The sequence below is a fragment of the Paenibacillus sp. FSL H3-0286 genome, assembly GCF_045040705.1.
In the GTDB taxonomy this organism is placed as follows: domain Bacteria; phylum Bacillota; class Bacilli; order Paenibacillales; family Paenibacillaceae; genus Paenibacillus_AQ; species Paenibacillus_AQ odorifer.
On record NZ_CP150285.1, the window covers coordinates 5,260,143 to 5,286,335 of the forward strand.

General features: G+C 45.8%; 12 protein-coding genes. 3 read left to right on the plus strand and 9 right to left on the minus strand.

What is annotated here, in order from left to right; all coding sequences use genetic code 11:
- Positions 1 to 23 precede the first annotated feature (23 nt).
- Both MHB37_RS23705 and MHB37_RS23710 read right to left on the minus strand, forming a co-directional pair.
- The gene (locus MHB37_RS23705; RefSeq protein WP_076194794.1) at positions 24 to 2,213 is read right to left on the minus strand and encodes an alpha-galactosidase; all 2,190 of its coding nucleotides are present in this window, start codon (positions 2,211 to 2,213) and stop codon (positions 24 to 26) included.
- A gap of 235 nt (positions 2,214 to 2,448) precedes the next feature.
- Entirely contained in the window at positions 2,449 to 4,914 is a 2,466-nt protein-coding gene (locus MHB37_RS23710; RefSeq protein ID WP_076194796.1) for a glycosyl hydrolase 2 galactose-binding domain-containing protein, read from the minus strand.
- A gap of 134 nt (positions 4,915 to 5,048) precedes the next feature.
- Between MHB37_RS23710 and MHB37_RS23715 the strand changes: the two genes are divergently transcribed.
- Complete coding sequence (locus tag MHB37_RS23715; protein ID WP_076194798.1) at positions 5,049 to 5,900, plus strand: helix-turn-helix domain-containing protein; 852 nt, start codon at positions 5,049 to 5,051, stop codon at positions 5,898 to 5,900.
- A 69-nt stretch (positions 5,901 to 5,969) separates the two neighbouring features.
- On the opposite strand, the gene MHB37_RS23720 is transcribed toward MHB37_RS23715, so the two are convergent.
- From MHB37_RS23720 to MHB37_RS23730, 3 genes are all read right to left on the minus strand, one after another.
- Positions 5,970 to 7,583 (minus strand): extracellular solute-binding protein, encoded by a 1,614-nt coding sequence (locus MHB37_RS23720; protein ID WP_076194808.1) that lies wholly within the window; start codon positions 7,581 to 7,583, stop codon positions 5,970 to 5,972.
- Positions 7,584 to 7,690: 107 nt separating this feature from the next.
- Positions 7,691 to 8,581 carry a carbohydrate ABC transporter permease gene (locus tag MHB37_RS23725; RefSeq protein ID WP_036683186.1) on the minus strand — a complete coding sequence of 297 codons (891 nt, stop codon included), beginning with the start codon at positions 8,579 to 8,581 and terminating at the stop codon, positions 7,691 to 7,693.
- Positions 8,582 to 8,607: 26 nt separating this feature from the next.
- Positions 8,608 to 9,564 carry a sugar ABC transporter permease gene (locus MHB37_RS23730; protein ID WP_051491272.1) on the minus strand — a complete coding sequence of 319 codons (957 nt, stop codon included), beginning with the start codon at positions 9,562 to 9,564 and terminating at the stop codon, positions 8,608 to 8,610.
- 257 nt (positions 9,565 to 9,821) lie between these two features.
- On the opposite strand from MHB37_RS23730, the gene MHB37_RS23735 reads away from it, so the two are divergent.
- Entirely contained in the window at positions 9,822 to 11,546 is a 1,725-nt protein-coding gene (locus tag MHB37_RS23735; protein ID WP_405132518.1) for a sensor histidine kinase, read from the plus strand.
- Positions 11,547 to 13,244: 1,698 nt separating this feature from the next.
- Here MHB37_RS23735 and MHB37_RS23740 read toward each other — a convergent pair.
- The 3 genes from MHB37_RS23740 to MHB37_RS23750 all read right to left on the minus strand — a co-directional run bounded on the left by MHB37_RS23740 (position 13,245) and on the right by MHB37_RS23750 (position 22,778).
- Positions 13,245 to 18,290 (minus strand): S-layer homology domain-containing protein, encoded by a 5,046-nt coding sequence (locus MHB37_RS23740; protein ID WP_405168594.1) that lies wholly within the window; start codon positions 18,288 to 18,290, stop codon positions 13,245 to 13,247.
- A gap of 382 nt (positions 18,291 to 18,672) precedes the next feature.
- The gene (locus tag MHB37_RS23745; protein WP_076128937.1) at positions 18,673 to 20,214 is read right to left on the minus strand and encodes a response regulator; all 1,542 of its coding nucleotides are present in this window, start codon (positions 20,212 to 20,214) and stop codon (positions 18,673 to 18,675) included.
- A gap of 242 nt (positions 20,215 to 20,456) precedes the next feature.
- Positions 20,457 to 22,778 (minus strand): glycosyl hydrolase family 95 catalytic domain-containing protein, encoded by a 2,322-nt coding sequence (locus MHB37_RS23750; protein ID WP_076128935.1) that lies wholly within the window; start codon positions 22,776 to 22,778, stop codon positions 20,457 to 20,459.
- Positions 22,779 to 22,992: 214 nt separating this feature from the next.
- Here MHB37_RS23750 and MHB37_RS23755 point away from each other — a divergent pair, with 214 nt between their 5' ends.
- Positions 22,993 to 23,862 carry an AraC family transcriptional regulator gene (locus MHB37_RS23755; protein ID WP_076128933.1) on the plus strand — a complete coding sequence of 290 codons (870 nt, stop codon included), beginning with the start codon at positions 22,993 to 22,995 and terminating at the stop codon, positions 23,860 to 23,862.
- Between the two features lie 55 nt (positions 23,863 to 23,917).
- Here MHB37_RS23755 and MHB37_RS23760 read toward each other — a convergent pair whose 3' ends face one another.
- Positions 23,918 to 25,972, minus strand: a complete 2,055-nt coding sequence (locus MHB37_RS23760) for an alpha-galactosidase (protein ID WP_076128931.1) — start codon at positions 25,970 to 25,972, stop codon at positions 23,918 to 23,920.
- Positions 25,973 to 26,193 lie beyond the last annotated feature (221 nt).

Here is a 26,193-nt window from a genome sequence, read left to right on the forward strand (position 1 = left end):
TTTGGGACACCCTCCTTTTTTGATTAAACTTCTCTAAGCACGAAAAGTAGGCTTCTGAAATCGCCCTCGAGCTGTGGAAGCGTGAGTCCGAAGTGCATCAGTTCATCCCCTCTGTATACTCCGCCGTTAAACTCAAGCTTATACGATTTCGCAGGGTCGAGTCCTTTCAGACGCAATCTGCGCAACGGTGGATTAGGCCCGGCCAGAACTTGGAAGTAGGTGGCGAAGGCTTCTTTTTTATCAGCGGAAACAAACATCCATGCCGTCTCGTTTCCTTCAAAAGGACTAAGCAGTCGATAGAAATCACCGTACTGAATCAGCATTCTCAGTTCCTTGTACTCCGAAACCTGCTTGCGGATATCCTCGCGCTCAGCTTCAGTAAGCTTGGTCAAATCCAGCTCGTAGCCGAAATTACCCGACATCGCGACATGACCACGTGTCTCCAAAGGTGTAATACGATGTACCTGATGGTTAGGAACAGCCGACACATGGGCACCCATTGAACTCGCAGGATACACCATACTTGTTCCGTATTGGATCTTCAATCTTTCCACTGCATCCGTATCATCGCTAGTCCAGGTCTGTGGCATATAATACAGCATTCCCGGGTCAAATCGTCCGCCCCCGCCGGAGCAGCTTTCGAACAAAATATGAGGGAAACGGGAAACGATACGTTCCAGCACATCATAAAGTCCTAGGATATAACGGTGTGCCGTTTCACGTTGACGTTCGGCTGGAAGAAGCGCTGATCCAATCTCCGTCATATTCCGGTTCATATCCCATTTCACATAAGTAATCGGAGCGGATGATAATACCGAGCTAACTGACTCGACGATATAATCACATACATCCTTACGGGATAAATCCAGCACTAGCTGCTGGCGGGCTAATGAACTTTTATGCCCAGGTACATGGAGACACCAGTCTGGATGTTCACGGTAAAGATCACTTTCAGGCGATACCATTTCTGGCTCGAACCATAATCCGAATTCCATGCCCATTGCCGTGATATCTTCGCCTAGCTTTCCAAGACCTTCAGGCAGCTTGCGACGATCCTCTACCCAATCTCCCAGGGAGCTGTCGTCGTTATCACGTTTGCCGAACCAGCCGTCATCCAGCACAAACAGCTCTAGGCCTAGCTCTTTTCCTGCTTTAGCAATTTCTTTGATTTTATCCGCATTAAAATTAAAATAAGTCGCTTCCCAGTTGTTGATCAGAATAGGACGCTTGCTATCGCGGAATTCACCTCTGCATAACCGGGTCCGATACAGACGGTGATAGGTTCTCGATAAACCGCCAAGCCCTTCACTGGATCTTACTAATACTGCTTCAGGTGCCTGAAAGGATTCGCCCGGTTCAAGCAACCACTGAAAGTTGAAAGGTTGAATACCGATCCCTACTCTGGAAATTCCGTATTGATCCACTTCTGCTTGGGCGAGGAAACTCCCGCTATACACAAGGCTGAATCCATAAACTTCGCCATGGTCCTCTGTCGCATCTTTTGCAAGCAAGGCCATAAAAGGATTCTGCTGATGGCTGCTGGAGCCGCGTTTGCTGTCAATCCGCTGGATGCCAGGAACGAGGGGTCTTTTGTGAATATGGCGTTCTCTAGTCCAAGTACCGGATAATTGCAGCATGTCATAGTCAGAATCATGGAAGTCAACATTCGCGCTTAATACTCTTTTCAAAACCAGATTGTCCTTACCCAGATTCTCAATCCGCACGGAACGTGTTATAACATCCTGATCGTTAAATACGGTATAGCTCAAGGCAGCGATCAATCCTGTTTTATCATCTTGCAGTATAATTTCCAAGGTCTCTGCTTCTTCATCACTTTCAACATAAGTAGCAGGCAGACCTTTGAGTGCAGGTTTTCCTTTATTAATGGTGTAGCTCTTATAACGGAAATCCGTTACGGTCGTGCCATCTACTAGGTGAACCTCCAGTGCCGGTTCGCGGAAATCCCCGTTTCCATAGGAAGGGAATTCGCTTGGCAAGGTGTCGAGGGAGATATTTTTATCCTCCTGCAAATAAGTTGGGCTAAAAGAGCAACGTTCCACCAAATTCAACGGGTGTTGAAATTCTCTCCCTGCCAATTGTGGGCCCCAGTAGACATGCGCTGGAATAACACCTTTGATCATTTCAATAATATAGCTGGATTTCTCTGACTGTAAATGAAACACCTTGCGGTTGTCGTCATAATAAATACCCATAATATGTTTGCACTCTCCTTAAGGTAGCTCAATAGAACGTTTATTGTTTGTAGTTAATGCTTCTTCGAAGTCTATTTTAGAGTGAAATGGAAGGGTATACAATCTTAATATCTATACCTATTATAGTAAAATATTGATCTATCTATACACAGGATCTAAACCACTAGAATATATATCATCAAACTGTCATTTGGAGATTGGTAGCCTAGGATATAGTAGGAAAATAACCTTTTGCTTAAATATCAAAGACGGAACGTACAGTAAGCTGGGCACGCAGTTCCTCAGCCGTAGCTGGTTTGTCGAGATCTTTTTTGGCAACCGTAACGATTCTTGAAATGCCAGCTGACAGGTCGAAATAGTTATCACTGAAGATCGCATCTCTTTCCTTGAAATCAAGTCCAACGAAACGGGCATATGCTTTTGACTTCACAGTAATAACGAATTGTTCTGCTTCCTCTGTGACTACGGCTTCAAGCTCAGGATCAACAAAGCTGAAGTGTTTCGGCTTAACGAACAAGACGGTTCCCCCGCTTATCGTCTCCCCCTTTACCTCAAATACATATTCCAGATAGGCTTCACGTTTCTTCTCTTTTGTATCCAAGACATGACCAAAATCAAGCCGATCGAACTCGGCACTGCTTAAAGCCTCAATCTTCACCGACTTCGCACCTTCCATTAGAACCTCTGATGTCGGAGTAAGCAGTCTCCATCTTAATTCACCGCTCACTTTCTCTCGGCTCTCATTAGAGACATGCAGGCAAACTACGGTTCCTTCGTCATGTGCAGAAGCAAGAACTGGAGCAAAAAAACGTCTAGCTGTATAATGCATTGCTTTCCACCGGCCATAATAATCGATGCTAGACCAGGAAGCAACCGGCCAACAATCGTTCAACTGCCAATACAATGCGCCCATGCAGCGCCCTCTATGTCTACGCCAATGCTCTACGCCACAGCGCATGCCTTCGGCTTGGATAAGCTGGGACGCATAGAGAATAGATTCAAAATCCTTCGGATATTTGTAGGTCTCGCTGATATAATAGAGAATTTTCTCATTTCCGGTATTGTTCTTTTGGTGGGACTCCATGACATAGGAGAAAATATTGCGATCCTCCGGCAGCGTAAAGGATTCAATCGTCTTTAAGCTTGGGAAGGATTGCAGGCCAAACTCAGACATATAACGCGGATAGAGCTTCCGGTAATCGGTAAAAGGCTCCTTGCCATGCCAAACTCCCCAGTAATGCATGTCTCCATAGTTCTCGTCATTCGGCTTATCAAAGCTTCCTTTAGAGGAAGGAGAGGCACGCCAGTAAAAGGTATTGGGATCAACTTCCTTAGCGATAGCCGGCAGAAGCACTTCATATTGCTTGATATAGTCGGCCTTTAGCTGGAGCGAATAATGATTCTCCCAATCCCAATCGACCCAAGCCATCTCCTGTTCGTTGTTGCCGCACCACAAGCCTAACGATGCGTGATGGCGCAGGCGCTTCATGTTGTCGATCGTCTCATGTGTGATATTGTCCTCAAAAGATTCTGTCAGAGCATAGATTCCACAGGCATACAGATGATCCTGCCAGACAATAAGCCCATATTCATCGCATAGATCATAAAAATAATCGTCAGGATAATAACCGCCACCCCATACGCGAATGGTATTAAAGTTAGCAGCCACGCAGCTTTGGAGCAGGCGATCCGTGCGCTCCTTAGTCACGCGAGGCAGAAGATTATCTTCCAGAATATAATCAGCACCTGTAGAAAAGATAAGCACGCCGTTGACTTCAAAAGCGAATGATTGTCCCCACTGGTCTTCTTCCTGCTTCACAGAAATCGTTCTTAATCCAATCCGCAGTTCTCGACGATCCAGCTCCTGTCCCTTCTGTAACAGCACAACCTCGACGTTATACAGGGGTTGTGCACCCAGATTATTCGGCCACCACAGCTCTGGCTCGATAATTTCCAGTGTAATATGATGATCTTCTCCGGCAGTTTCGAACACACGACGTTCAACGGCCACACCTGCTGGAGTGTGAACTCTGACTACGATTTCCCGTTCAACCTCCTGCCAGCTCTCTATTCTTACCCGAACATCCAGAGTAACCATATCCGGCTCGTGAAATTGTGTAATATAAACATCGTCAACACGGGCACTGTCATACCCCTGAATGGAGAGACTTCTCCAGATTCCAAGATCGGGCAGCTTCGGACCCCAGTCCCAGCCGAACATGGAATGTGCTTTGCGCAGATGGGATATTCCCTCCACTGCATCAGCACAACTGCTAAGCGGCAGCTCCGCTTGCTTCCGCAGAGCAAATTCCACTGGGGAACGAAAAATCGCGTGAATGGTGTTATCCCCTTGCTTCAACACTGACTTAATGTCCACTTCATACGTCCGGTGCATATTATCACTGTTCAGAATGTTAGTTCCATTCACAAAAAGCTCGCATAATGTATCCAGCCCCTCACACAGCAGAAATACGCGGTCATGCTGTAACACTTCAGCTTCCACTTGAAAGCAACGCTGATATTCGTAATCGTCATTGGATAATTCCAGAACCTCATATTCCTGCTCACGATAGAACGGATCCGGCATTTCTCCGGCATTCAATAAATCGTGATAGACAGAACCTGGCACACTAGCCTCCAGCCAGCTCGGCTCATGCAGACGTCTCATTTTCCATTTTCCATTTAGATCTACAAGATGCATTTTCTCCCGCCTCCAAAATGTGCTATTTTGCCTTCTTAAAGATCAAGTCTATCAATAATATCTTTATATTTCTTGTGTTGTGTTCTCGATAATCATGTGCTATTTTAACATCACTAATACCCTGGAGGACGAACATGCTCAAATACACCGAGGCAAGCCATATGAATCCTGAACTACTAGCAGACCCTTTCTGGGTGGAGTCCTTAAGTCAGGTATCTCCAGAGCATACGCATGATTTCTATGAATTTTTCATTCTCACAGAAGGCAGATGTCAGCATATTGTTAACGGGACAGCGCAGCTGCTTCAGACTGGCTGCCTTGTCTTTATTCGGCCCAGTGATACCCACAGATATGAAGCAGATGGTGATAGCGATTGCCGTTTCCTGAACATTCCCTGCCGCAAAAGCCTCATTGAAGATGCTCTAGCTTATCTGAATGAAGAGGAGTTTTTGCACGGCTTGCTGAACACGCCCCTCCCTCGAATCGCCATGTTATCTCAGCTGGAAATGGCTAGTTTCGTCCGTTCTATGGAACGCATTCGCATCCTATCAACCCTAGACAAGGTTAAGTCCCGTATTTTTCTAAAAGGCCTGCTCGTCGATACACTCACCCAGCATTTTTTCTCCGCAGAGACAGTCGCTCAACCAGAATTCCCGCTCTGGCTAGAGCATGCCATAACCAAAATGCATTTAAAGGATAATTTGCACCGTGGACTTCATGCCTTGTACGAGCTGTCAGGGAGAAGCGCCGGTCATGTGAACCGCGCCTTCCGGCAATACTTGAACCAGACACCTACGGAATATATCAACCAGCTAAAGCTCAATGTAGCCCGCAACCTACTGCTCACTACCGAGCTGCGTGTGGTCGATATCGCTTTGGAATCCGGCTTCGAGAATGTCAGTCATTTCTATCATCAATTCAAAAAATTCTATCATCAAGCCCCGCTTGATTTCCGCAGGAATGCACATGTTAATCGGCTGGTTTAGCTTTTTTATACAACAAAAAGCTTCCCTCTGCTGAAATGCAGAGAGGAAGCTTTTACATAGATAAATATATTATTTTGAGTTCCACAATTCCATACGTTCGCTATACTTCTGATTGAAGATTTCTTCTACTTTTTCATCCCCAGCTTTTTTCATATCCGCAAGCATCTTGTCGAATGTAGAATTGGCTTCGGCTTCAGAAGGAGCGATGATTACTCTCGTAATGCTTTGATCCATAATATCTTTTACTTTTTGCGCGGTCAGCGCTTCAGGCGTTCCGCCGTCAGGACCTAAGTTATCAAATTCTGCTGTATCCCATACGGAATCTCCAAGGCTCTTAATGGCCATTTCGTCAATTTCACTACGTTGGTATTTAACGGCCATATCGTATGGCTGTTCATTGGCATCCAGACCATTTTTAACAAACCACAACCATTTACGAACACCGCTCTTCTTCACAGCATCGTCCCAGTTATCCTTGAAGCTTTGCAGGAATGCAGGGTCTGGTTGTCTCTTTCCATCCACCATGGTGTACTGCTCGCCTTCCTTACCCCATAGCAGCAAATGTTGTCCTTCGTCACTCGCTAGGTAGTTGAACAGCTTAATAGTTTCTTCAGGGTGTTTGTTATTTTTCGTAATGGCAATAGCATCCCATCCAAGTGAGCTTCTTGGTCCGAATGTTGTTTGGGAGGTCTCTGTGCCTGGTGCTACAACCTTGTACGGGAAGAACTGATTATCATCTCCGCCATCCTTCTTCAGAGTACCATTTGCGTTACCTGGGTCCCAGTATGCGCCTGGTGTGGAGAACACTGTGCCGGTAGCCAGCTTTTGAATCCAGGTTTGTGTTTTGCTGATGGCAAATTCTTTTTCGATTAGACCTTCTCTATACAGACTGTTCACATAAAGCAGCATCTCGCGATACTTTGGATCCTTAACATCATATTGTAATGTTCCATTATTATCGTAGTAGGTTCTCAGACCCCACATCCCTTTAAATGTACCCAGGTTGGCGCCCATATTTTCACCGTTCATCGTCATTGGAACAGTTTCTTTTCCATCAATTGTCTTGTTTTTCTCTTTAAAATTCTTTAAAAGTGCTTCAAACTCATCCGTTGTGAGTGGGGTGGAGCCATCTGCCTTATCTGGAGCCAGGTCAGCAACCAGATTTTTTCTCATCAGCATACCGAAGACAGGATCACTATCCAGGCCATACCAGTTAGCTAGGTAATAGTTTTTTCCATCTTTATAACGTGTTTTGATCAATGTGTCGCCGTACATTTCTTTAATGTCTGGTCCACTTTTCTCAATTAAATCATCGAGCGCTATAAATGCGCCACTTGTAATGTATTTATCGAGAGAAGCATCACCCCGGCTCATTACAACTACATCTGGATAGTCACCGCTGGCTAGCATCAAGCTCAGCTTTTCCGTAGGATTACCCGTTGGCTGCTGGATTGAGATCGAAATGCCCGTTTTTTTGGTGATTTCTTGCGCAATAGCATCAGTGAAAGGCTCACCCTTGGTATTTGAATCAAACCAGGTCAATGTAATCGGCTCTTGTTTTTTATCGTCTCCGGCCGTTTGGTTTGTATTGTTTTTTCCATCATTTGAAGCACAACCCGCTAATACACCAACGGCTAATGCGGCAGTAATACTCACGTTCAACCATTTGTTTTTCTTTATCATAGACACCCTAATTCCTCCCATTAAGTAAGTTACTTCATAAGTCTATCAAGCAACCAAGCAAGTCTGTCCGCTCACCCCCCTTCAGGGCCGCCATTTATTTAATCATATTAACTCTTAACCGCTCCCAAAGTCATACCCTTAACAAAGTACTTTTGCAGGAATGGGTATACCAGTACGATAGGCAATGTTGCCACCATCGTCGCTGCCATCCGGATAGTATCACTTGAAACCGCATTCCGCTTAGCCGAGTTAGCTAGCATTTGCGATTGCGATACCATGCCTCCGGTTTGGAATTGGCTTAATATTTTTACGAGTACGGCTTGTAAGGTCTTTAAGTCAGAACTATAGGTAAACGCATAGGAGTCAAACCACGAATTCCAATGTGAGATTGCCTGAAAAAGTCCTACAGTCGCAAGCACGGGTGTGGTCAAAGGTAGAACAATCCGGAAGAAAATCGTCAGGTCATTCGCCCCGTCTACCTTCGCCGACTCCTCGATCTCACCAGGCAGCCCCTCCATAAAGGTACGGACAATAATCATATAGAAGACATTCATCAGCCCTGGCAAAATAAATACGGAAAACGTGTCAATCATATTCAGCGCTTTAAGCACCATGTAATAAGGAATCAGTCCGCCTCCAAAATACATCGTGAAGACAAAATATAGATTCCATCCTTTACGTCCCATCAAATTCCGGCGGCTTAGCGGATAAGCAAGCATCGTAATGACAAGGACAGATAGCGGCGCTCCAATTACGGTACGTTTGACAGTAACCCATAAGCCATTCAAAATCTCGCTATCTTTTAAGATTTGACTGTAGCTATCAAAGGTGAGGACTCTGGGCCATAAATAGACGCCACCACGTACGGTATCCTCAGCAGCATTTAATGAAAGAACGAGAATATTCCAAAAAGGCAGAAAGGTAACTAGCAACACAAGTATAAGAATGAAATAAACTATAAATTTAAAAATATGATCCCCGTATCTATTCGAAATCATCACAAGCGCTCCTCTCTTTTTCGTGTTTAGAACAACGCTTGGTCGTTCACTTTTCTAGAAATACGATTCACAATTACAACAAGTATGAAGGCAATCACGGATTTAAATACCCCAACGGCAGCTCCGTAGGAGAACATGCTGTTTTGTAGCCCGTATTTATATGCATAAATATCGATAACCTCTGAATACTCAAGCACGGTATTATTTTGCAGCAGGTATTGTTGTTCAAAGCCCGCATTCAAAATGCCTCCGACGGCTAGAATCCCTAAAATAACAATGGTTGGACGCAAGGCTGGCAACGTAATATGCCACATTTGCCGGAAGCGACTGGCTCCATCCACTCTTGCTGCTTCGTAGAGCTCTGGATTAATAGCGGAAATTGCAGCAAGATACATAATGGCGCTGAAGCCCATTTCCTTCCACATGTTGGACAAAGCGATAATCCACCAGAATAGCGGTCCATTTTGTAGAAAAGCAACCGGTTCCTGAACAATGCCCAACGTCACCAGTAAATTGTTAAACATCCCATCAGAAGCCAGCAGCGTAATCACGATGTTTGCAGCGATAACCCATGAGATAAAATGCGGCAGATAAGAAACCGTCTGTACAAATCTTTTGAAAAATCCCTGCCTAGCTTCATTCAGTACAAGTGCGAGGATGATCGGCGCTGGAAATCCGAATAACAAGGTCAGCAAGCTTGTAGCGAGCGTATTACGCATTACACGGTAGAAATCTCCGGTAGTAAAGAAATACTCAAACCACTTGAAGCCTACAAACTCTGCATGGAAAAATTGTTGAAAAAACGTTCCTCCGCCCGGCTGATAATTCGTAAACGCCATATACATCCCAAACATAGGACCATAAGAAAATAGCAATGTCGCAATTAAGGCAGGCAGCATCAGCAAAAATAACCATTTCTGCTCTTTTAATCTGTACCACAGATTATTGCCTCTGACTGTTTTGATAGCGCTTGCTTTATGCATCAAATACCCTCCCTTTTTATTTAGTGCAGCATGTCGAGCCACATCTCGATTCAACTTCTCTCCTATTCATCTTAAGTCCGCAACAGGTGGCTTTCTATACTTCAATCCTCCGAATGATAGCGCTTTTTAAAGGAGTTTCGGCAGATTCGAGCATTGGATTTCGATATTTAGTCTGCTATGATGAACATGGCAAACAGCGAATTTACAGTAAAGAAGGGACTTCTTCTATGCGCCATATATATAGGAAATATATTTATATGCCTTTTATTGATTTGAGCTTTCGTTCCAAGCTGTTCAGCGTATTTGTGCTAGTGACCATTATTCCGATGATGCTTTTCGCCTACCTTTCCTACGAATTAACAAAATCAAAATTAACGGATCAGATTTACAGCAATATGATGAATTCAACAGCTCAGATTAATAAAAATTTGGAAAACAAGCTGGACAGCTATGAACATATTTCAGCTTCCATCTACCTGGATAACAGACTTGCCAGCTACCTCACGAGTGAATACCAGGATGATCCTTCTTATCTGGATGTCTATCAATATATAGGCAACCGCATGGACACGATAATGACTGCCTATCCTGATTTTGATAACGTTTTCATTTATTCGGACAATGAATCACTTCCCAAAGATGATTATTATATCAAGCCGGTAACAGCTGAGGTTAAAGAGACCGAGCTGTTCAAGCAGCTTCAGCAGTCACACGGGAATATCATTCATCTGTCCTCACCGCAAACCGAAGATAGTCCGGCCATGTTTACCTTAGCAAGATTTTTGAACAATAACCGCAATCAATATCCCTACGGTATTCTGGTATTCAGAATCTCCGAATCGGTAATCTATTCTTTAATGGAGGAAGAAGCGGGCGGGAAAGATATTTTTATTATTAATGACAAAGGGCTTATTCTCTCAGCAGCAGACAAGCACTTATTAAATACGAGCCTGCCGGAATTGCTTGATCAGAAATTCGATGAATCGCCATCGGGCAGATTTGACACAACTTACAAAGGGGTAAAGGCTTTCGCCGTCTATAACACGCTCAAAAATGGATGGAAAACCGTGTCCATCTTCCCTTATGACAGCATTATTCAGGATGCTAAATCACTCTCAGATCTGATTATCAAAATCTCACTGGGCTTTATTGGCGTGGCCCTCCTGCTGATTTACATTACGGCGTCGCTATTCAGCAAGCGTATCCGTACTTTAATCCGGATGATCCGCCGCCTGGAACGGGGGGATTTCAATCATAGTACAGAAGAACATTTGGGAAATGATGAGATTGGCCAGCTGCATTTTGCCTTCAAGCAAATGACCACCCGGCTCAAAAGTCTCATTACCGAGGTGTATCAGAAGGAGCTGCAGAGCAAGGAAGCCGAGCTTGACCTGCTGCAAGCGCAGATCAACCCTCATTTTCTGTATAACACACTGGGCTCCATCTCGTCGCTTGCCCTAAAACATCAAGATACGCGTATACAAGATTTGGTGCTTCATCTAGCCAAGTTTTATCGAATCTCCCTGAATAAAGGGAAAAGTATATTGACCATCCACGAGGAATTAAAGCTGACCCAGAGCTACAACGCCATTCAGCTAATCCGCTTTAAAGGACAACTGAACATTACCTACAAAGTAGATGAAGCGATTCTGCCTTACTCTACAGTCAAACTTGCCTTACAGCCTTTTGTGGAGAATGCAGTGCTGCATGCCGTGTGGAGTCAAGAAAGTCCGCTGAATATTCATATCAAAGGTGTCATGGAAGCGAACGATATTATTTTGTCAGTAATCGATGATGGCATGGGGATGAGCCGCGAGACGCTCAGTTCTTTGCTTGAGGATAAGCCTGGACGAGGGTACGGAATCACTAACGTTGATCGCCGCATCAAACTGAAATTTGGTGAGCACTACGGCGTTAAAGTGTTTAGCAGACTAGGAATAGGCACCACTGTGCAGATTCGTTTACCCCAAAAAGAGGTGTAGGAGCGGTGACGAGGGAATTCTCCATTGCGGGGATCGTTTGGCTTGCTTCTCCTTGGATATGATGGGATCGATGGGATCGTTTAGATCGCTCGGTACTATTTGCTCCCTGCTCATTCGTATCGGACCGAGGAGACCTTATTTCGATGATTCGGGGCATTTTGCTCGACTATCGGACTCAGATGCAGCTATTGACTCATTTGCACAGTAATTCTGGACATTTTTATAGCAATAAGAGCTATACAGTCCGAAATCTTTGTAAAATGACTCAAATATCCAAAATAGCTGCGATACGGTCCGATGTGTTCTAACTATGATCTACTTTGCCGTAGTGTGTTCGACTTTTGTGCGGGATTCTACTTTGCTGGGGTGTGTTCAACTTATGCGCGGGATTCTACTTTGCTGAGGTGTGCTCTACTTATACTCCTTCCTCATACGCATCGGACCGAGGGGACCCTATTTCGATGAATCAGGGCATTTTGCTCGGCTATCGGACTCAGATGCAGCTATTGACTCATTTGCACAGTAATTCTGGACATTTTTATAGCAATAAGAGCTATACAGTCCGATGCCTTTGTAGAATAGCTCAAATATCCGAAATAGCTGCGATACGGTCCGATGTGTTCTAACTATGATCTACTTTGTCGGGGTGTGTTCGACTTTTGCGGGGGATTCTACTTTGCTGGGTATGCTCTACTTTTGCGCGGGATTCTACTTTGCTGAGGTGTGCTCTACTTATACTCCTTCCTCATACGCATCGGACCGAGGGGACCCTATTTCGATGAATCAGGGCATTTTGCTCGGCTATCGGACTCAGATGCAGCTATTGACTCATTTGCACAGTAATTCTGGACATTTTTATAGCAATAAGAGCTATACAGTCCGAAATCTTTGTAAAATGACTCAAATATCCAAAATAGCTGCGATACGGTCCGATGTGTTCTAACTATGATCTACTTTGCCGTAGTGTGTTCGACTTTTGTGCGGGATTCTACTTTGCTGGGGTGTGTTCAACTTATGCGCGGGATTCTACTTTGCTGAGGTGTGCTCTACTTATACTCCTTCCTCATACGCATCGGACCGAGGGGACCCTATTTCGATGAATCAGGGCATTTTGCTCGGCTATCGGACTCAGATGCAGCTATTGACTCATTTGCACAGTAATTCTGGACATTTTTATAGCAATAAGAGCTATACAGTCCGATACCTTTGTAGAATAGCTCAAATAGCCGAAATAGCTGCGATACGGTCCGATGTGTTCTAACTATGATCTACTTTGCCGTAGTGTGTTCTACTTTTACGCGGGATTCTACTTTTCCGTAGTGTGTTCGACTTTTGGCAGGATTCTGCTTTGCTGAGGTGTGTTCTACTTTTGCGCGGGATTCTACTTTGCTGGGTGTGTTCTACTTTTACACGGGATTCTACTTTGCTGGAGTGTGTTCTACTTTTACACGGGATTCTACTTTGCTGGGGTGTGCTCGACTTTTGCACGGGATTCTACTTTACTGGAGTAAGTTCCGATAGATAGTAAAGTGTGGTATTAGTAACTGCCAAACAGTAATGTACCTAATAGCAATGTACCTAATAGTAATGTAGTATCTATTAGTAAAGTTCGATAAAGTAGCTAATTTCATTAACTGATCTATCAAAAAGAGCGACTCTCCGGTTAATGGAGAGTCGCTCTTTTGTAGTCATTTCAGCTTACTTCAAAATCAAATTATAGATCACTTGAGCCGCTTCTGCGCGCGAAGCGATTCCTTTTGGTGCAAACCGTTCATGACTTTGACCTTGAATCAGTCCTAGACTGGCCGCTTCATTTACAGAAGCAGCGGCCCAAGCAGACACCTGATTCATGTCGGTGAACGCTGCGGCAGTTGCACCGTTGATTGTTGCGCCGTTAGTTGTTGCACCAATGGTTGTTACGCCGTTGGTTGTTGCACCAATGGTTGTTGCACCGTTGGTTGTTGCACCATTGGCTGTTACGCCGTTGTTCAGCTCGTAAGCCTTCATTAGCATCACCGTGATTTCTTCACGGGTAATCTGTGCGCCCGGCTCAAACTTGGACGCACTTCTGCCACTCACGATTCCCGCCTTGTAAGCGATTGAGATAGGCTTCGCATACCAGGCGGATGGAGCAACATCAGCAAAGCTTTCTTTTCCTGTCGCGGTCAGTCCAAGGGCATGAACAAGCATCGAGGTGAACTCGGCACGTGTAACTGCCCGGCTTGGTTCAAACTTTTCTTTGCTTGTGCCCTGCACATATAGCTTGGACGCCAGCTCTTGGATTACTGGGTTAGCCCAGTGATTGGCCGGAACATCGACAAAGATGCGGTTCAACTCCAGCACAGCATATTTGCTGAAGTGGCTGACCTCAGCTTTTAATACACCGTTAGCATAATCAGCTTGAATATATTCCAGACTGCCATTGTCCGCGATATAATAAACACCGCCTCGTTTAGCATTGAAGCCTTCTGCCACTGGCATGATGAGTGTTATTGGCTTATCAAATGTAGCGAGTGTGTCTGTAATGCCTGACTTGGTGGTAATAGAAAGACTAAATTCATAGATGTCTCCCTTGAGTACAACAGCCGCATTAGTAGAACTAGCCACTGTAGCAACTAACTCATCGGCCTTGCTGCTGAGGTTCACCATCTTCAGGGCAATCTTGCTATCTTCCCGCTGTCCCTCTGGCAGCTTGTTTTGCAACTGGTGAATTAGCTCCGCTGGTACCTGCAAGGAGAGCTTACCCGCATTCAAAACTAGGGTGTGGTTCGCCAACTGTCGGACTACAGCAGAGGATAACTGAACTTGCTGAATATCCCCTTTAATCTCAACCACTACCTGACCAGAAGCACTGTCCACTTTCAGCATATCTGGCATGAGAATCAAAGTGCCCGCAGCATTCTCTTGACCCGAAGTACTGTCAGAGGTACCGCTATTGTTTCCTGGATTCCCAGGATTACTAGGCTCTCCTGGATTTCCCGGTTCTCCTGGATTACTAGGCTCTCCCGGATTTCCCGGATTTCCCGGCTCTCCCGGATTACTAGGCTCTCCCGGATTTCCCGGCTCTCCCGGATTACTAGGCTCTCCCGGATTTCCCGGATCGCTCGGTTCTCCTGGATTTCCCGGCTCTCCTGTAGAGGCCTCTTTGACTGTGATTTCTGCCGATGTTTTGAAGCCACCGTCTACCGTTTCCACAGTAATGGTGGCCTTTCCAGCTTCTACAGCGGTTACTGTTCCGTACACTACGGTAGCTACAGAGGTATCGCTCGAAGTCCAAAGTACTGCTTTATCCGTCGCATCATCCGGCGATACTGTAGCCGTCAACTTGCCGGTTTCACCAGCGGTCAACGAAAGCTCTGTCTTATCCAGTGTTATACCGGTTACTGTCTTAGGTGCAGCCGTCAATTTTACCAGTTTCGACTCTGTCGGCTGCAAGGACAATTTCATAGTTCCTGTGGCAGAGGAAACTTCTCCTGTCCAGAGATCTTGCGTAGTATAAATCTCTGCAGCATCCAGTCCAGCGCGGCCAAGATCAACTTGCTTATCTGCCGAAGCAGATGCACTGTAATTGAATACAGCCAGATAATAATCATTGCCATCCTTCATAACAAAAGTATCGGCGGCATTGGCGTTTGTATTTCCTTCAAGTGGTTTGAACACTTTTCCTTTTAAAGCTAAATCGAGAACATCTTTGTTGTTGAACAAAGCGGTCATGTACTCCTGTGCTTTTGGATCGTTAACATTGTCAGAGCCAAGCAGTACTGTTCCAGCGATAACGCCAGAGTTCATACGGCTACGCGCTTCAGTCAAGCTGGTAGCACGGGCCAATGCCAAATGATCAGGATCGGTGTAGGTATAGATCGTGCCATTTTGCCAAAAGCCATAGGTTAATGAATTCAGCATATATTCGGTTTCATTGATCTTGCCGTAGGTGTCGCAGGAAATTCGCCGGCTATGCGCATATTGACTCGGGAAAATTGGCGCAATTGATGCGCTAATGAACATTTTTCCATCCAGACGTTCTTTCACATAACGCATTCCTTCATTATAAGCTTGGATTCCTGTCGTTATAGTTGAATCGAAATGTTGCCCCTCAAGCGAACCATGCGTTAAGAAATCCAATTTGATGAAGGTGAAGCCCAGCGCTTTAAATTTGTCCAAAAAATAGTTCATGCGTAATTGGGCACCAGGATGTGTTACATCCAAAGGAAAAGCCCCGTCCAGAGTCGGCAGCGGTTGACCCGCGGCATCCTTAAGGACAATATCGCCGTAAGTATATTTATTGTCAGTTCCCTCTACAATCTGGTCCATATTGTTGCCCCAGTATACAAACGGTGCCCAATAAATACCCGCATGCTGGCCATTCCCTTTAATAACCGATACGGCGTCAGTCAGCTGCTTATCATTCAGATTATCCCAATAAGAATCCATGTTAATAAATACATTGCCGTTATTATTGAAATTTTGCAGATTCTCTTTATAGTAATTGGAGACATCCACTACATCCTGATATGAAAGCGTACCCTCGTAAGCTCCCCAGCTATTAAAACCAACCGGTACGCCATGTGGCAGCTCGGGGTTTAGCGCAAGTGCAGGTGTAATGATCGCATTAGCTTTGCCATACTCCTCAAGCCCTGTACGGTAATCACTGAAGGCCCCTACCATGATCATAGGTGAGGACAAGTTTGTTCCACTTAAGCTGCCATGAGGCTGGGTATCCCGGGTAACATCACTAGCTGCACCCCCATATACGACCAGCTCATTCAGCCGATTGGAGGAACCTTTCCAGTCGATGCCTGTCTTCCAGGTATCATGAGTTACAGAGCCAAGCACAAGGCCGCTGCGTGTCGAGTTGTTAAACACAGTCGTCATCTCATAGCTGGTATCTGCACGATTCATAGATTGAGATTTATAACGAATCCAAGCATCGTTGTCAAAAGGAACCGTAAGCACACGATTATCCGCACTAGCTCCGATATCCACACCACCTGTACGTTTTACGGTAATAGGTGACATATAGTTGGTCTTGACTGCTGTATCGCTGGCGACATCCAAACGGGTCAGAAAATACTTTTGATCGTCATAAAACTTGTAGACCTGCTTTAACGTCGGTTTTCCTGTGGAAGTGTGGACAAAAGTTAGCTCCACGCCTTTGCCGAAACCATCCTGAATGTCTACCGGAGCACCAACACTTGTATGACTCTCATAGCTTGTAGTCTCAACGAGCGTATCGCCGATTTTGATACTGCTATAGATCCCATGCAGCTTCTGTCCGTCAGCCCAGTTATAGCTTACATATCCGGACTTGGTATTATAGGACACTTCATATTGGCCATTTGATACAAGCAGTCCGTAAGTATATTCGGTAACTGTGATAGCTCCGTAGATCTTAGAAGCGCCCGGTGTTCCTAAATCACCGTCTTCCTCCACTGGGGGATTAGGATCCACACCCATAGCTGGCTCAACTATAATCCGGTCCAGATCTGGCGCATACCCGTTGCCATCTGTAAATTTGATTGTATTCTCGCCTTCGTTCAGTGGCAGTGTAAGTTCATACATTCCAACCGTATCCCAGTCCGGTGTCTTGGGCAGCTCATAATACTGCTCTGCTCCACCATTCGCACTAACGTAGAAGCTGCGTGGGTCACCTGAAATATAGGCGACTGTGATTCGGTAATCACCAGTCATAGGGGCTGTAATCTTGTTGAAGGTTATGGAACTGCCGTTATTCAAGTACCCTACCTTCTGACCACCCGAAGCATTCGGGCTAGCGGAAACTTGGGCCTCGCCTGTCAAATCATTGAGTGGAGATTCTGCTTCATAGCTGAGGGTATAAGGAATAATTTCTATCCGGTCGAAATCTGGAGAATACCAATCATGATCTGAGAAGGTGATAGTATTCAAACCCTCTACCAAAGAGGCCTCCACATCATAGGTTCCCACGGTGCTCCAGCTTGCCGTCTTTGGCAGGTCAATCATTTCATCCAGTCCATCGTTAACCTGCATATAGACAGGACGTTGATCGCCGGAAATATAGGAGATGCGGATTAAATACGTTCCCGCTGCTGGTACTGCAACATTTGTGAACTGTAAGGAACTGTTTTTGTTCAGATCCGTTACGATTTTACCGCCAGAGCCCACACTGCTGCCCGCCACTTTGGCGTTGCCTGTAAGCATATTCTCAGTAGCCTCGGCTTCCAGGATCACCCCATGCAGCTTCTCCTTCCAGTCACCTCCGGGTCCTTCACCTGGATCGCTGTCGTCCAATCCACGGATTACGATCTTATCGATGTCCGGAGAATACCAGTTGTTGTCATCGATCAAGATGGTATTAGCACCCGCGTTCAGCGGAAGCGTCACATCATAAGTGCCTACCGTATCCCAGTCCACAGTCTTGGACGGTTCTTCAAATTGCTTGTCACCGCCATTGGCACTGATATTAAACGGGCGTGAATCGCCAGAAATATAATACACTGTAATTTTATAATTCCCCGGCTCGCTTACGGTCACATTATTGAACAACAAGGAGCTGCCTTGATACATGCCGCCAACTTTTTTCCCTCCGGAAGCCGCTGGGTGGTCAGAAATTGACGCATTACCCGTCAGAATATTCCCATCCGCTTCAGCTTCATAGCTATTTATATCCTCGGCGTAGACCTTGCCGGCAAACTGACCACCGCTGCCTAACACTAAGCTGATCATAAGAAAGAACAAGAACCCTCTTTTCATTACACGTCCAAACATTTAATCCCTCCATTTAACTTTCTGATATAAGAAAAGCCTTCCGGTTGCAATTCATCAGTTGTTCCTCTTTCCAAATAACGTCTTCAGAACTCCTCTCCTTGTTGTAAGTAACGTCATGTAAGGAATGTACGGCCCGTACCGATTACTCTCTCAAGAATGCTGTATCCAACTATTGCCGTCTGGATTTCTTGAAAGCGCTATCGCAATTAGATGTGTAAAAAAGCTTCCTTTAATCGCAATAATGAATCAAGCCCCTCACATGTGCTGAGTTGTAATACATGCTTATTGTAAAAAGCAAAGGGGCATCTTTCCATATCGCAAGTTTACAATTCATAAAGGAAAGCGACTTTTCTTTCTATTCAGTAAGCAGAAGTGCGGAAGGTTAAATATTTTTCCTGTACTCGTTAGGTGTGACCCCAAGGTTCTTCAGAAATAGAGAAATAAAATAAGACGTGCTTTCGTACCCCACTCTCTGGGCAATATCTTGAATCTTCAGTGACCCGTCTGTGAGCAGCTCCTTGGCCTTATCAAGCCGAATACGGGTTAAATAATCGTGGATCGTGATGCCTGTTTTATCCTTAAAAATAGATCTTAAGTAGTTCGGTGACAGATAAACCTGATCAGACAGACTATTAATCGTAATCGGCTGATCGTAATTTTGTTCAATCACGGTGCGAACCTTGTGGACGAGCTTTGTATTTTTATCCATAAGTCGCTCACCTAGCATGCTCACGGCATCACCCGCAGTGCCCAGGATTAAATCCTCGATCTCATGTAAAGTCAGCGCATTATAGATGGAATGATAGAGCTCCGCCCGCTTAAAGCCCTCGGGAACAGACTGATGCAGCTGCTCTAGCAGTTCATCAACAAGATCAATCGCCCAATCACAGATGATTTTTTTCTTGATTCTCAGTGTGGCCAATCCCACGAAATATTGATGCAGCTTTTGTGCGGCCTGCTCGAAGTCCAGCTGATGGATAGCTTCAAACCACTCTTTTCTCTCAAAAGGTGGCATATGTTCACTGTCGAACTGATTCGAAATAGCCGCGGCATGAATAATTAAGCCCGTGCCTTTATAAAAACGTTCATTTAAAATCACACGCGTCTGCTTATACAGATTATGGACCAGCGCTAATTCTGCGGCCTGCGCTCCGACTGCTGCCGTCACCGTAAAATCCAGCGCACTACGAATAGCCACAGCTAAATCCTCCCAAGCATAATAGCCAGGCTGTTGAGTCGCTTCCATGAATACACCTGTCTCGCCATCCTTGTAAGGAACAAAAACAACCTCTATATTTTTCGCCTTAAAAAAGTGATCCAGATAAGAAATCAACCGGCTCATACACTCTTCCAGACTCTGCTGCTCACCCTCCGCCTCTTTGGGATCGATGCTGAACAGTGCCATGGTATAATGATTACTCTCTGGGAGACGTGTCAGCCTATTGAAGTTATTTGCCAGCTCTGCGGCTTGCTCCGCATTTTTTTCAAAAGAAAGCTCCTTAAGAATCTTAGTTTTAGCAGCCTCCATAGAACGTTGTTTCATCTGAACCTCTTCGCAGCGTGCTTTAACCTTTTCGATAACGCTTTCAATTTCAGTCAAATCTAGCGGCTTCAGTAAATATCCAACAGCTCCTACATTAAGGGCCGATTTAACATAGTGGAATTCATCATGTCCGGTGAGGAACATAATTTGCATCTGGTCATAACATTCATGTATTTTTTTAGCCAACTCAATTCCATTCATTATCGGCATCTGAACATCTGTAAGAATAATATCCGGTTGAAAAGCCTCTATTTTCTCCAAAGCTTCTCTACCATTGCTCGCTGTTCCGACTACATAGATGCCCATCTCTTCCCAGCGGATATAATCTCTCATCATCTCAAGACCCATTTCTTCATCATCTACCAAAAAAATACTATACACCTGAGGTTCCCTCCTTCTTGTTGTCTGTATTTGCTCCTATTATATTCTTTTCCCCTTAGTCGATCATCGACCAAATAAATGTAAGTCATTTTCAGGCATGAATCGTTACTTTGTAAGATCTAATCCCAACGTGCTCGTAAAAAGGCTATCGGGTCTTAAGCAGACCAGATAGCCCTTCGATACCTACTCATCATTATTCGGACGCATAATGAAAACGGAGGCTCATCGCCCCCGCCGAATCATTATAACAGCTCCAATTGGCTGTTGAAATAGTAGCTTCCTCCTGTTTCTGCTTGGAAGGTAGTTCTCTGATCTCCCCATCGAAGGGTCACCGTTCCCGGTGCGTAGGTGCGAAGCGTAGCTTCCGTCAACTGCCCCTTCTCCCAAACTACGTCTACCTCTACCTTTCCTTTGGCTCGTAATCCAGACACCGATCCTGTATTCCAGGCTTGCGGAAGCGCTGGCAACAGATGAATTTCATCCGCGTGGCTTTGCAGCAGCATCTCTGCAATGGTAGCCGTCCCGCCAAAGTTGCCATCCACGACAAAGATATTGCACTCTGCCCCACCAATCCCTGATTTGGAGAAACTGAACAGATTATCGAAGCACAGTCCGCTAATTAAATGAGAGATATGCTTATACGCCTTCTCCCCGTCATATAGTCTGGCAAAACTAAGACCGAATAAGGCGGCGGTGAACTCTACATCCTCCAGTTCTTCCTGAGCCATCCGGTTCTCCAGCGTTACCCTTGCTGCCGCGCTTAACTCCGGTGTTCTGTCCGGTGTAATCTGGTTGCTTGGATACAAAGCGAACAAATGAGCCAAGTGTCGATGCTCAGGTTGCGCTTCTTCATAATCTTCAAGCCACTCCTGCAGCTGACCTCTTTTACCAATCTGTAGCGGGGGTAACTTAGCCATAGCTTCCTTTAGCTTCAGCTGAAGCTCCAAATCTGTATCGAGCAACACCGCAGACTTCAGGCAGAACTCGAAAAGATCTTGCACGAGCACTTGATCCATGGTCGAGCCCATAGACAGCTGCTGTGCACCCTCGCTGCTATCTGCGGGATAGAAGCTGTTCTCTGGCGAGTTAGAAGGACCCGTCACCAGCCAGCCATATTTCGGATGAATCGTCATATAGTCGAGGAAGAATTCTGCGGCTTCTTTTAGCACAGGATATGCCTGGCGCTCTAGAAATACACGATCCTGACTATATTCATAATGCTCCATCAGATGGGTTGCAATCCATAATCCGCCTGTGACATTGAGCCCCCATGAGGTTTCCCAGCCCGGAGCTGTAAACCCCCAGACGTTAGAGAATACATGCGCTACCCATCCTTTGCTGCCATATAAATCGCGTGCAGTTGATTTTCCCGCCTGAGATAAATCTTCAATATATCGCATCAATGGAAGGTGGCTGTCTGCAAGGTTCACGACTTCTGTCGGATAATAATTCATCTGTGTATTAATATCGAGATGATAGTCGCAGCTCCAGCCCATACGGCAAGCCTCACCGTCATTCCAGATTCCCTGCAAGTGCAGTGGAAGAGGTGAATCTTCTCGTGATCCGGCAATGGTTAGGTAGCGGCCATACTGGAGGAACAATGCGAACAACTGAGGGTCCTCAGCCTGATCCTGTGCCAGTAACCTAATCCGCTGATCGGTAGGCAGACCTTCTTTCCCGGAGCTACCCAATTGAATATCCACCTTTGCATAATCCTGACGGTAATCTTGAATATGATCTTCTTTTAACTGTGCATAACCTTTGGTTAATGCCTGCCTTAGGTTGCTGTAGCTCTCCGTCTCCCAATCCTGATTGCTCCGGCGATAATCGGTACTGACCCCAAAATAAATCCGGGCCTCATTAGCTCCGGAAACTCTTAATCGGCCATCCCCCCTGTAGATCGTACCGCCGGATAGACTTATTTTGAGCTGCCCTTTTGCCCATACCCCGCATTTACCATTACTGTGCACCTTTTCTGTAGCTTGCCCCTTGAATTCAATAGTGTCGCCATCCACAACCTCAGTCGTAAACGATTCTGTCCCACCTTCGATGGCAATCGTAAAGGATACACCTCCAGGCCTATCGCTCCAAATTCTTGAAACTACCAGATCATCGGCATGTGAAGCGAAGACCTCTCGACGGATTGTTGTTTCGCCGCTCTCATAGACCGCCCCAGACACTGCACTTGTCAATTCCAGCTCCCGCCGAAACACACCGCCTGATTTAACATCCGCATCCTGGGCAAAATCAATAACCACCTCGCATAATCCCAGGTTCGTACCGAAATTTTGTTTTTTAGGCTGTAAATACTGTTTGGCTAAACGATCACCGCTGTCATAATCGCCGGCAAAAAAGTGACTTCGCATCTCTTCCAGCGCAGTTCTACCTCCGGCAGGAGCAGGGTCGGGATCCGTTTGCCCAGACCAATAGGTCACCTCGCTCATGCTCCACACCTCACGATGCGGCGCCGCCATTACAACAGCACCTATTCTTCCGTTACCCAACGGCAACCCTTGCGACCAGCTTGTTGCAGGGGTTGAATACCACAATTTAAAATCGCTCATTTGATCGTCTCCTGTCTGTAATAGACCTTCAAAAGTTGTTGTTAATTAATCCGCTTTCTCTGTTATTAACATTGTATATTTATCGCATTTATCGTAACATCATCAGTACTACTAGTCTTTGTTGACTCGTTCATTCATTTGACAATTTATCCGTAATCCCAAACATTTAACTACAGGCCAAAATTAAGAAATGCTGCTAGCAAAGGGGTATAGTATGAACAAACTATCTGAAATCACACCGTATGTTGGAGCAATCATGCCTTATCTGTACGACGGAAGCAGCAATGAGCATCTGCGCGTCGGCAATGCCTACGCCTTTCATCTGTTTACCGATGGCCCCGGTGAGATGGAAATCGACGGAGTTCGTTATCCGATTGAGCGTAGAACACTGGTGTTTCTGCGCCCCGGCCAGCCACATGCCTTTCATATTTCCCCTTCTCATCCACTCTCGTCCTACAATGTCTATTTTGATTTGTGGGACAAGCAGTCGCCTATGTCTACTAATCTTTCTTTTATCCATGCGCCTGAACCCTTTAGGCTTGAGAAAAAGGCCACCGAAGTCCCCTGTGCCGAGCTGAAAGAATTGCCCTGCGTTTTCCCGCTAGCTAAATATCCACAGCTATACGATAGTCTTGTGATGATTGCCAAAATATACAATGAAGCGATATTCTACCGGAATGAAGCGGTTCATAGCTTGTTATACGGTTGGATATTAAGCTGGTATAATGCCCTCCATCAGCATCAGCCAAGCGATTATCGGATTGTGCGCCTGTTGGAGTATTTGAACACTCATCCCGAACGTGGTAAATCTATCGAAGACTGGGCACAGCTCTGCGGACTCAAGCGAACCTATTTTCATGAGCTGTTTCTGCGAGAAACCGGAATGACGCCGCGCGCTTATCATCATAATCTCGTTATGCGGCGGGCGGCAGGTCTGCTTCTGGAGAGCGAGCTAAGTGTTACTGCCATTGCTGAGAAATTAGGCTATCCTTCGATCCATCCCTTTTCCAGACATTTCAGTGCCTGCTACGGCATAAATCCCACACAATACCGCCTTAATCCGCAAAGCCGAAAACAAATATAGGTTGTAAAAAAGAATACGCGCTATCCGCAAGAAGCAGAGGGCGCGTATTCTTTTGTTATTTTGCCGTCAATTTGAAGATTTTAGATTCTGCGGGTTCAAGCGTAACTTCCAGCTTTCCTGAGGTTTCCCCTTCTACACCTTCCCATAGGTCCAGCAGCTGGTAAGCAGCTTGAGCATTCAGCCCTGCCCGTTCTAATGAGAGGGATTTAGGAGCAGATTTCGTGACATCGTAATTGAAGACAGCTATATAAAAGGCATTTTCTTCTGAAGATTCGAGCACAAAAGTATCACAGGATTGCTTGCCGAGGTCCCCTTCTATCGGTCTGAAGGTTTTGCCAAGACGAGCAACATCCATAATTTCCTTATTGCTCAGCCAAGCTTTAGCCCGGGCGGCGGCTTCCTCTTTTCGGAAGTCATCCCCTAGCAGCAGCACCGTTCCCGCGATCACCGAAGCAGTTAGCCGGCTGCGACCTTCATGCCAGCCCGTGGCTTCCTGGTTATGGCTTTTGTACAGTACGGAATGGTCGGGATCATTGTAACGGTACAATGAATCGCTCATCCACCAGCCATGGGTCAAAGAGTTGAGCATATATTCTGTATCCTGCAGCGTGCCAAAAACATCACAAGAGACACGCCGGCTATGTGCAAATGCATAAGGGAACAACGGTGCGATGGACAGATTAATAAAGAACGGTCGACCAATTACCTCTGGAGACAGCTTGTTCTGCAAGTAGGACATACCATAGTGATACGCCGCAATGCCCGTCGTAATCTCCGGATTGTGATGCTGCCCTTCCAGTGCGCCATGTGCCAGGAAATCCAGCTTGATATACTCGAATCCTTCCGAGATGAATTTATTTGTATACCAATCTATTCTTTGCAGGTTCCCCGGATGTGTGGGGTCAATAGCTAGCCCTCCATCAACATCCGGCAGAATCTCTCCTTCGCTGTCCCGAAGCAGGATATCGCCATAGGTGTATTTACCGTTCGTACCTTCCACGACATCTCCAAACTGAGTAGGACTTCCCCAGAAAGCGAAAGGGGTCCAGTAAGTTCCCGGTCTATGACCATTCTTCCGCACTAGCTCAAGTGCATTTTTCATTTCTTCTGCTGTGAAATTATCCCAAAAAGCGTCAAAGTTGATGTACAGCGTATCCTCATTCTGGAATCCTAACGGCTGCACTTCTTTTTTCAAAAACTCACTGGTCGACGTATACAAATCATAATCCAGATCAGCCATTGCAGCAGACCAGCTATTCCAGCCAACAGGAACGCCACCCTCCCAAGCCAGTGGAGCTTCAATCCATGTATTGGCCCGGCCGTAAGCTTCAAGACCTTCTCTGTAATCATCATAAAAACCTACGAATACGAGCGGAGACTCCACTCTTTTGCCTTTTACATAACCGTGCGGCTGAAAGTCGCGGGTTAATTCACTCACAGCCCCACCGTAAAGATCCAGCTCCTCGATCTGGCCGCTTCGCTCGCTTTTGATACGAATACCCGTTTTCCACACCTTGTGAGTTATGGAACCCATGATAATTCCTCGCCGGCTATCCGGTGCGAACACTGCCGTTACCTCGTAGCTCTCTGTATCCATAGGTGGCTTCACCACTGTATATCTGACCCATTTATCGTTGTCGTAAGGCACACGCAGGATGCTTGGTTCATCCGGTTGACCTGACTCGCCGCCGAGGGATACCGATTTGCTCTGAATGACCGCCATGCGGTTCGCTTTGATATCCTCATCGCTTGCGATCACACTTTGCATCAACACATATGAGGAGGACTCATAAATATAAAAATGCTGCTCCAGCTGAGGCAGCAGGGATGTTTCATGCACAATCACTAGATGGACACCTTTACCAAAACCTTCACGAACAACCTCTTCCTGCAACTTCAGCACGTGGCTCTGATAGTGTTCAGTATTATATTCCCGGCCCTGCCAGCGAAAGGCGCTGCGAATCCCCTTTACATGTGCAGAAGTCCCGCCGACAACGGATGACTCACCCGTTCCGAGATCAATCTCCAGATTCACCAGGCCATTGGTTACACGGATAAGAGACGTTGTGTCTGTATTCACGTTTACGGTTGTATTACTGTCAGTTAGCATAATTTGCCTCCTTGTTGCTGCATTTTGGACCTTGAAGGCCGCAGTCTCAGTAGCTGTATCCCCCAAGTATGACCTCATTATAAAGAGCGGATAAAGCGTTTTCTATACAACAATCTTCCGATCCATACCGCGATCTAACACATCCTACCTAAACTCTGCTGGTCCTGAAGCTTCATGCTGAAAATGCAAAAAACAGCAGCAGGACCAAACGTTCAGGTCCT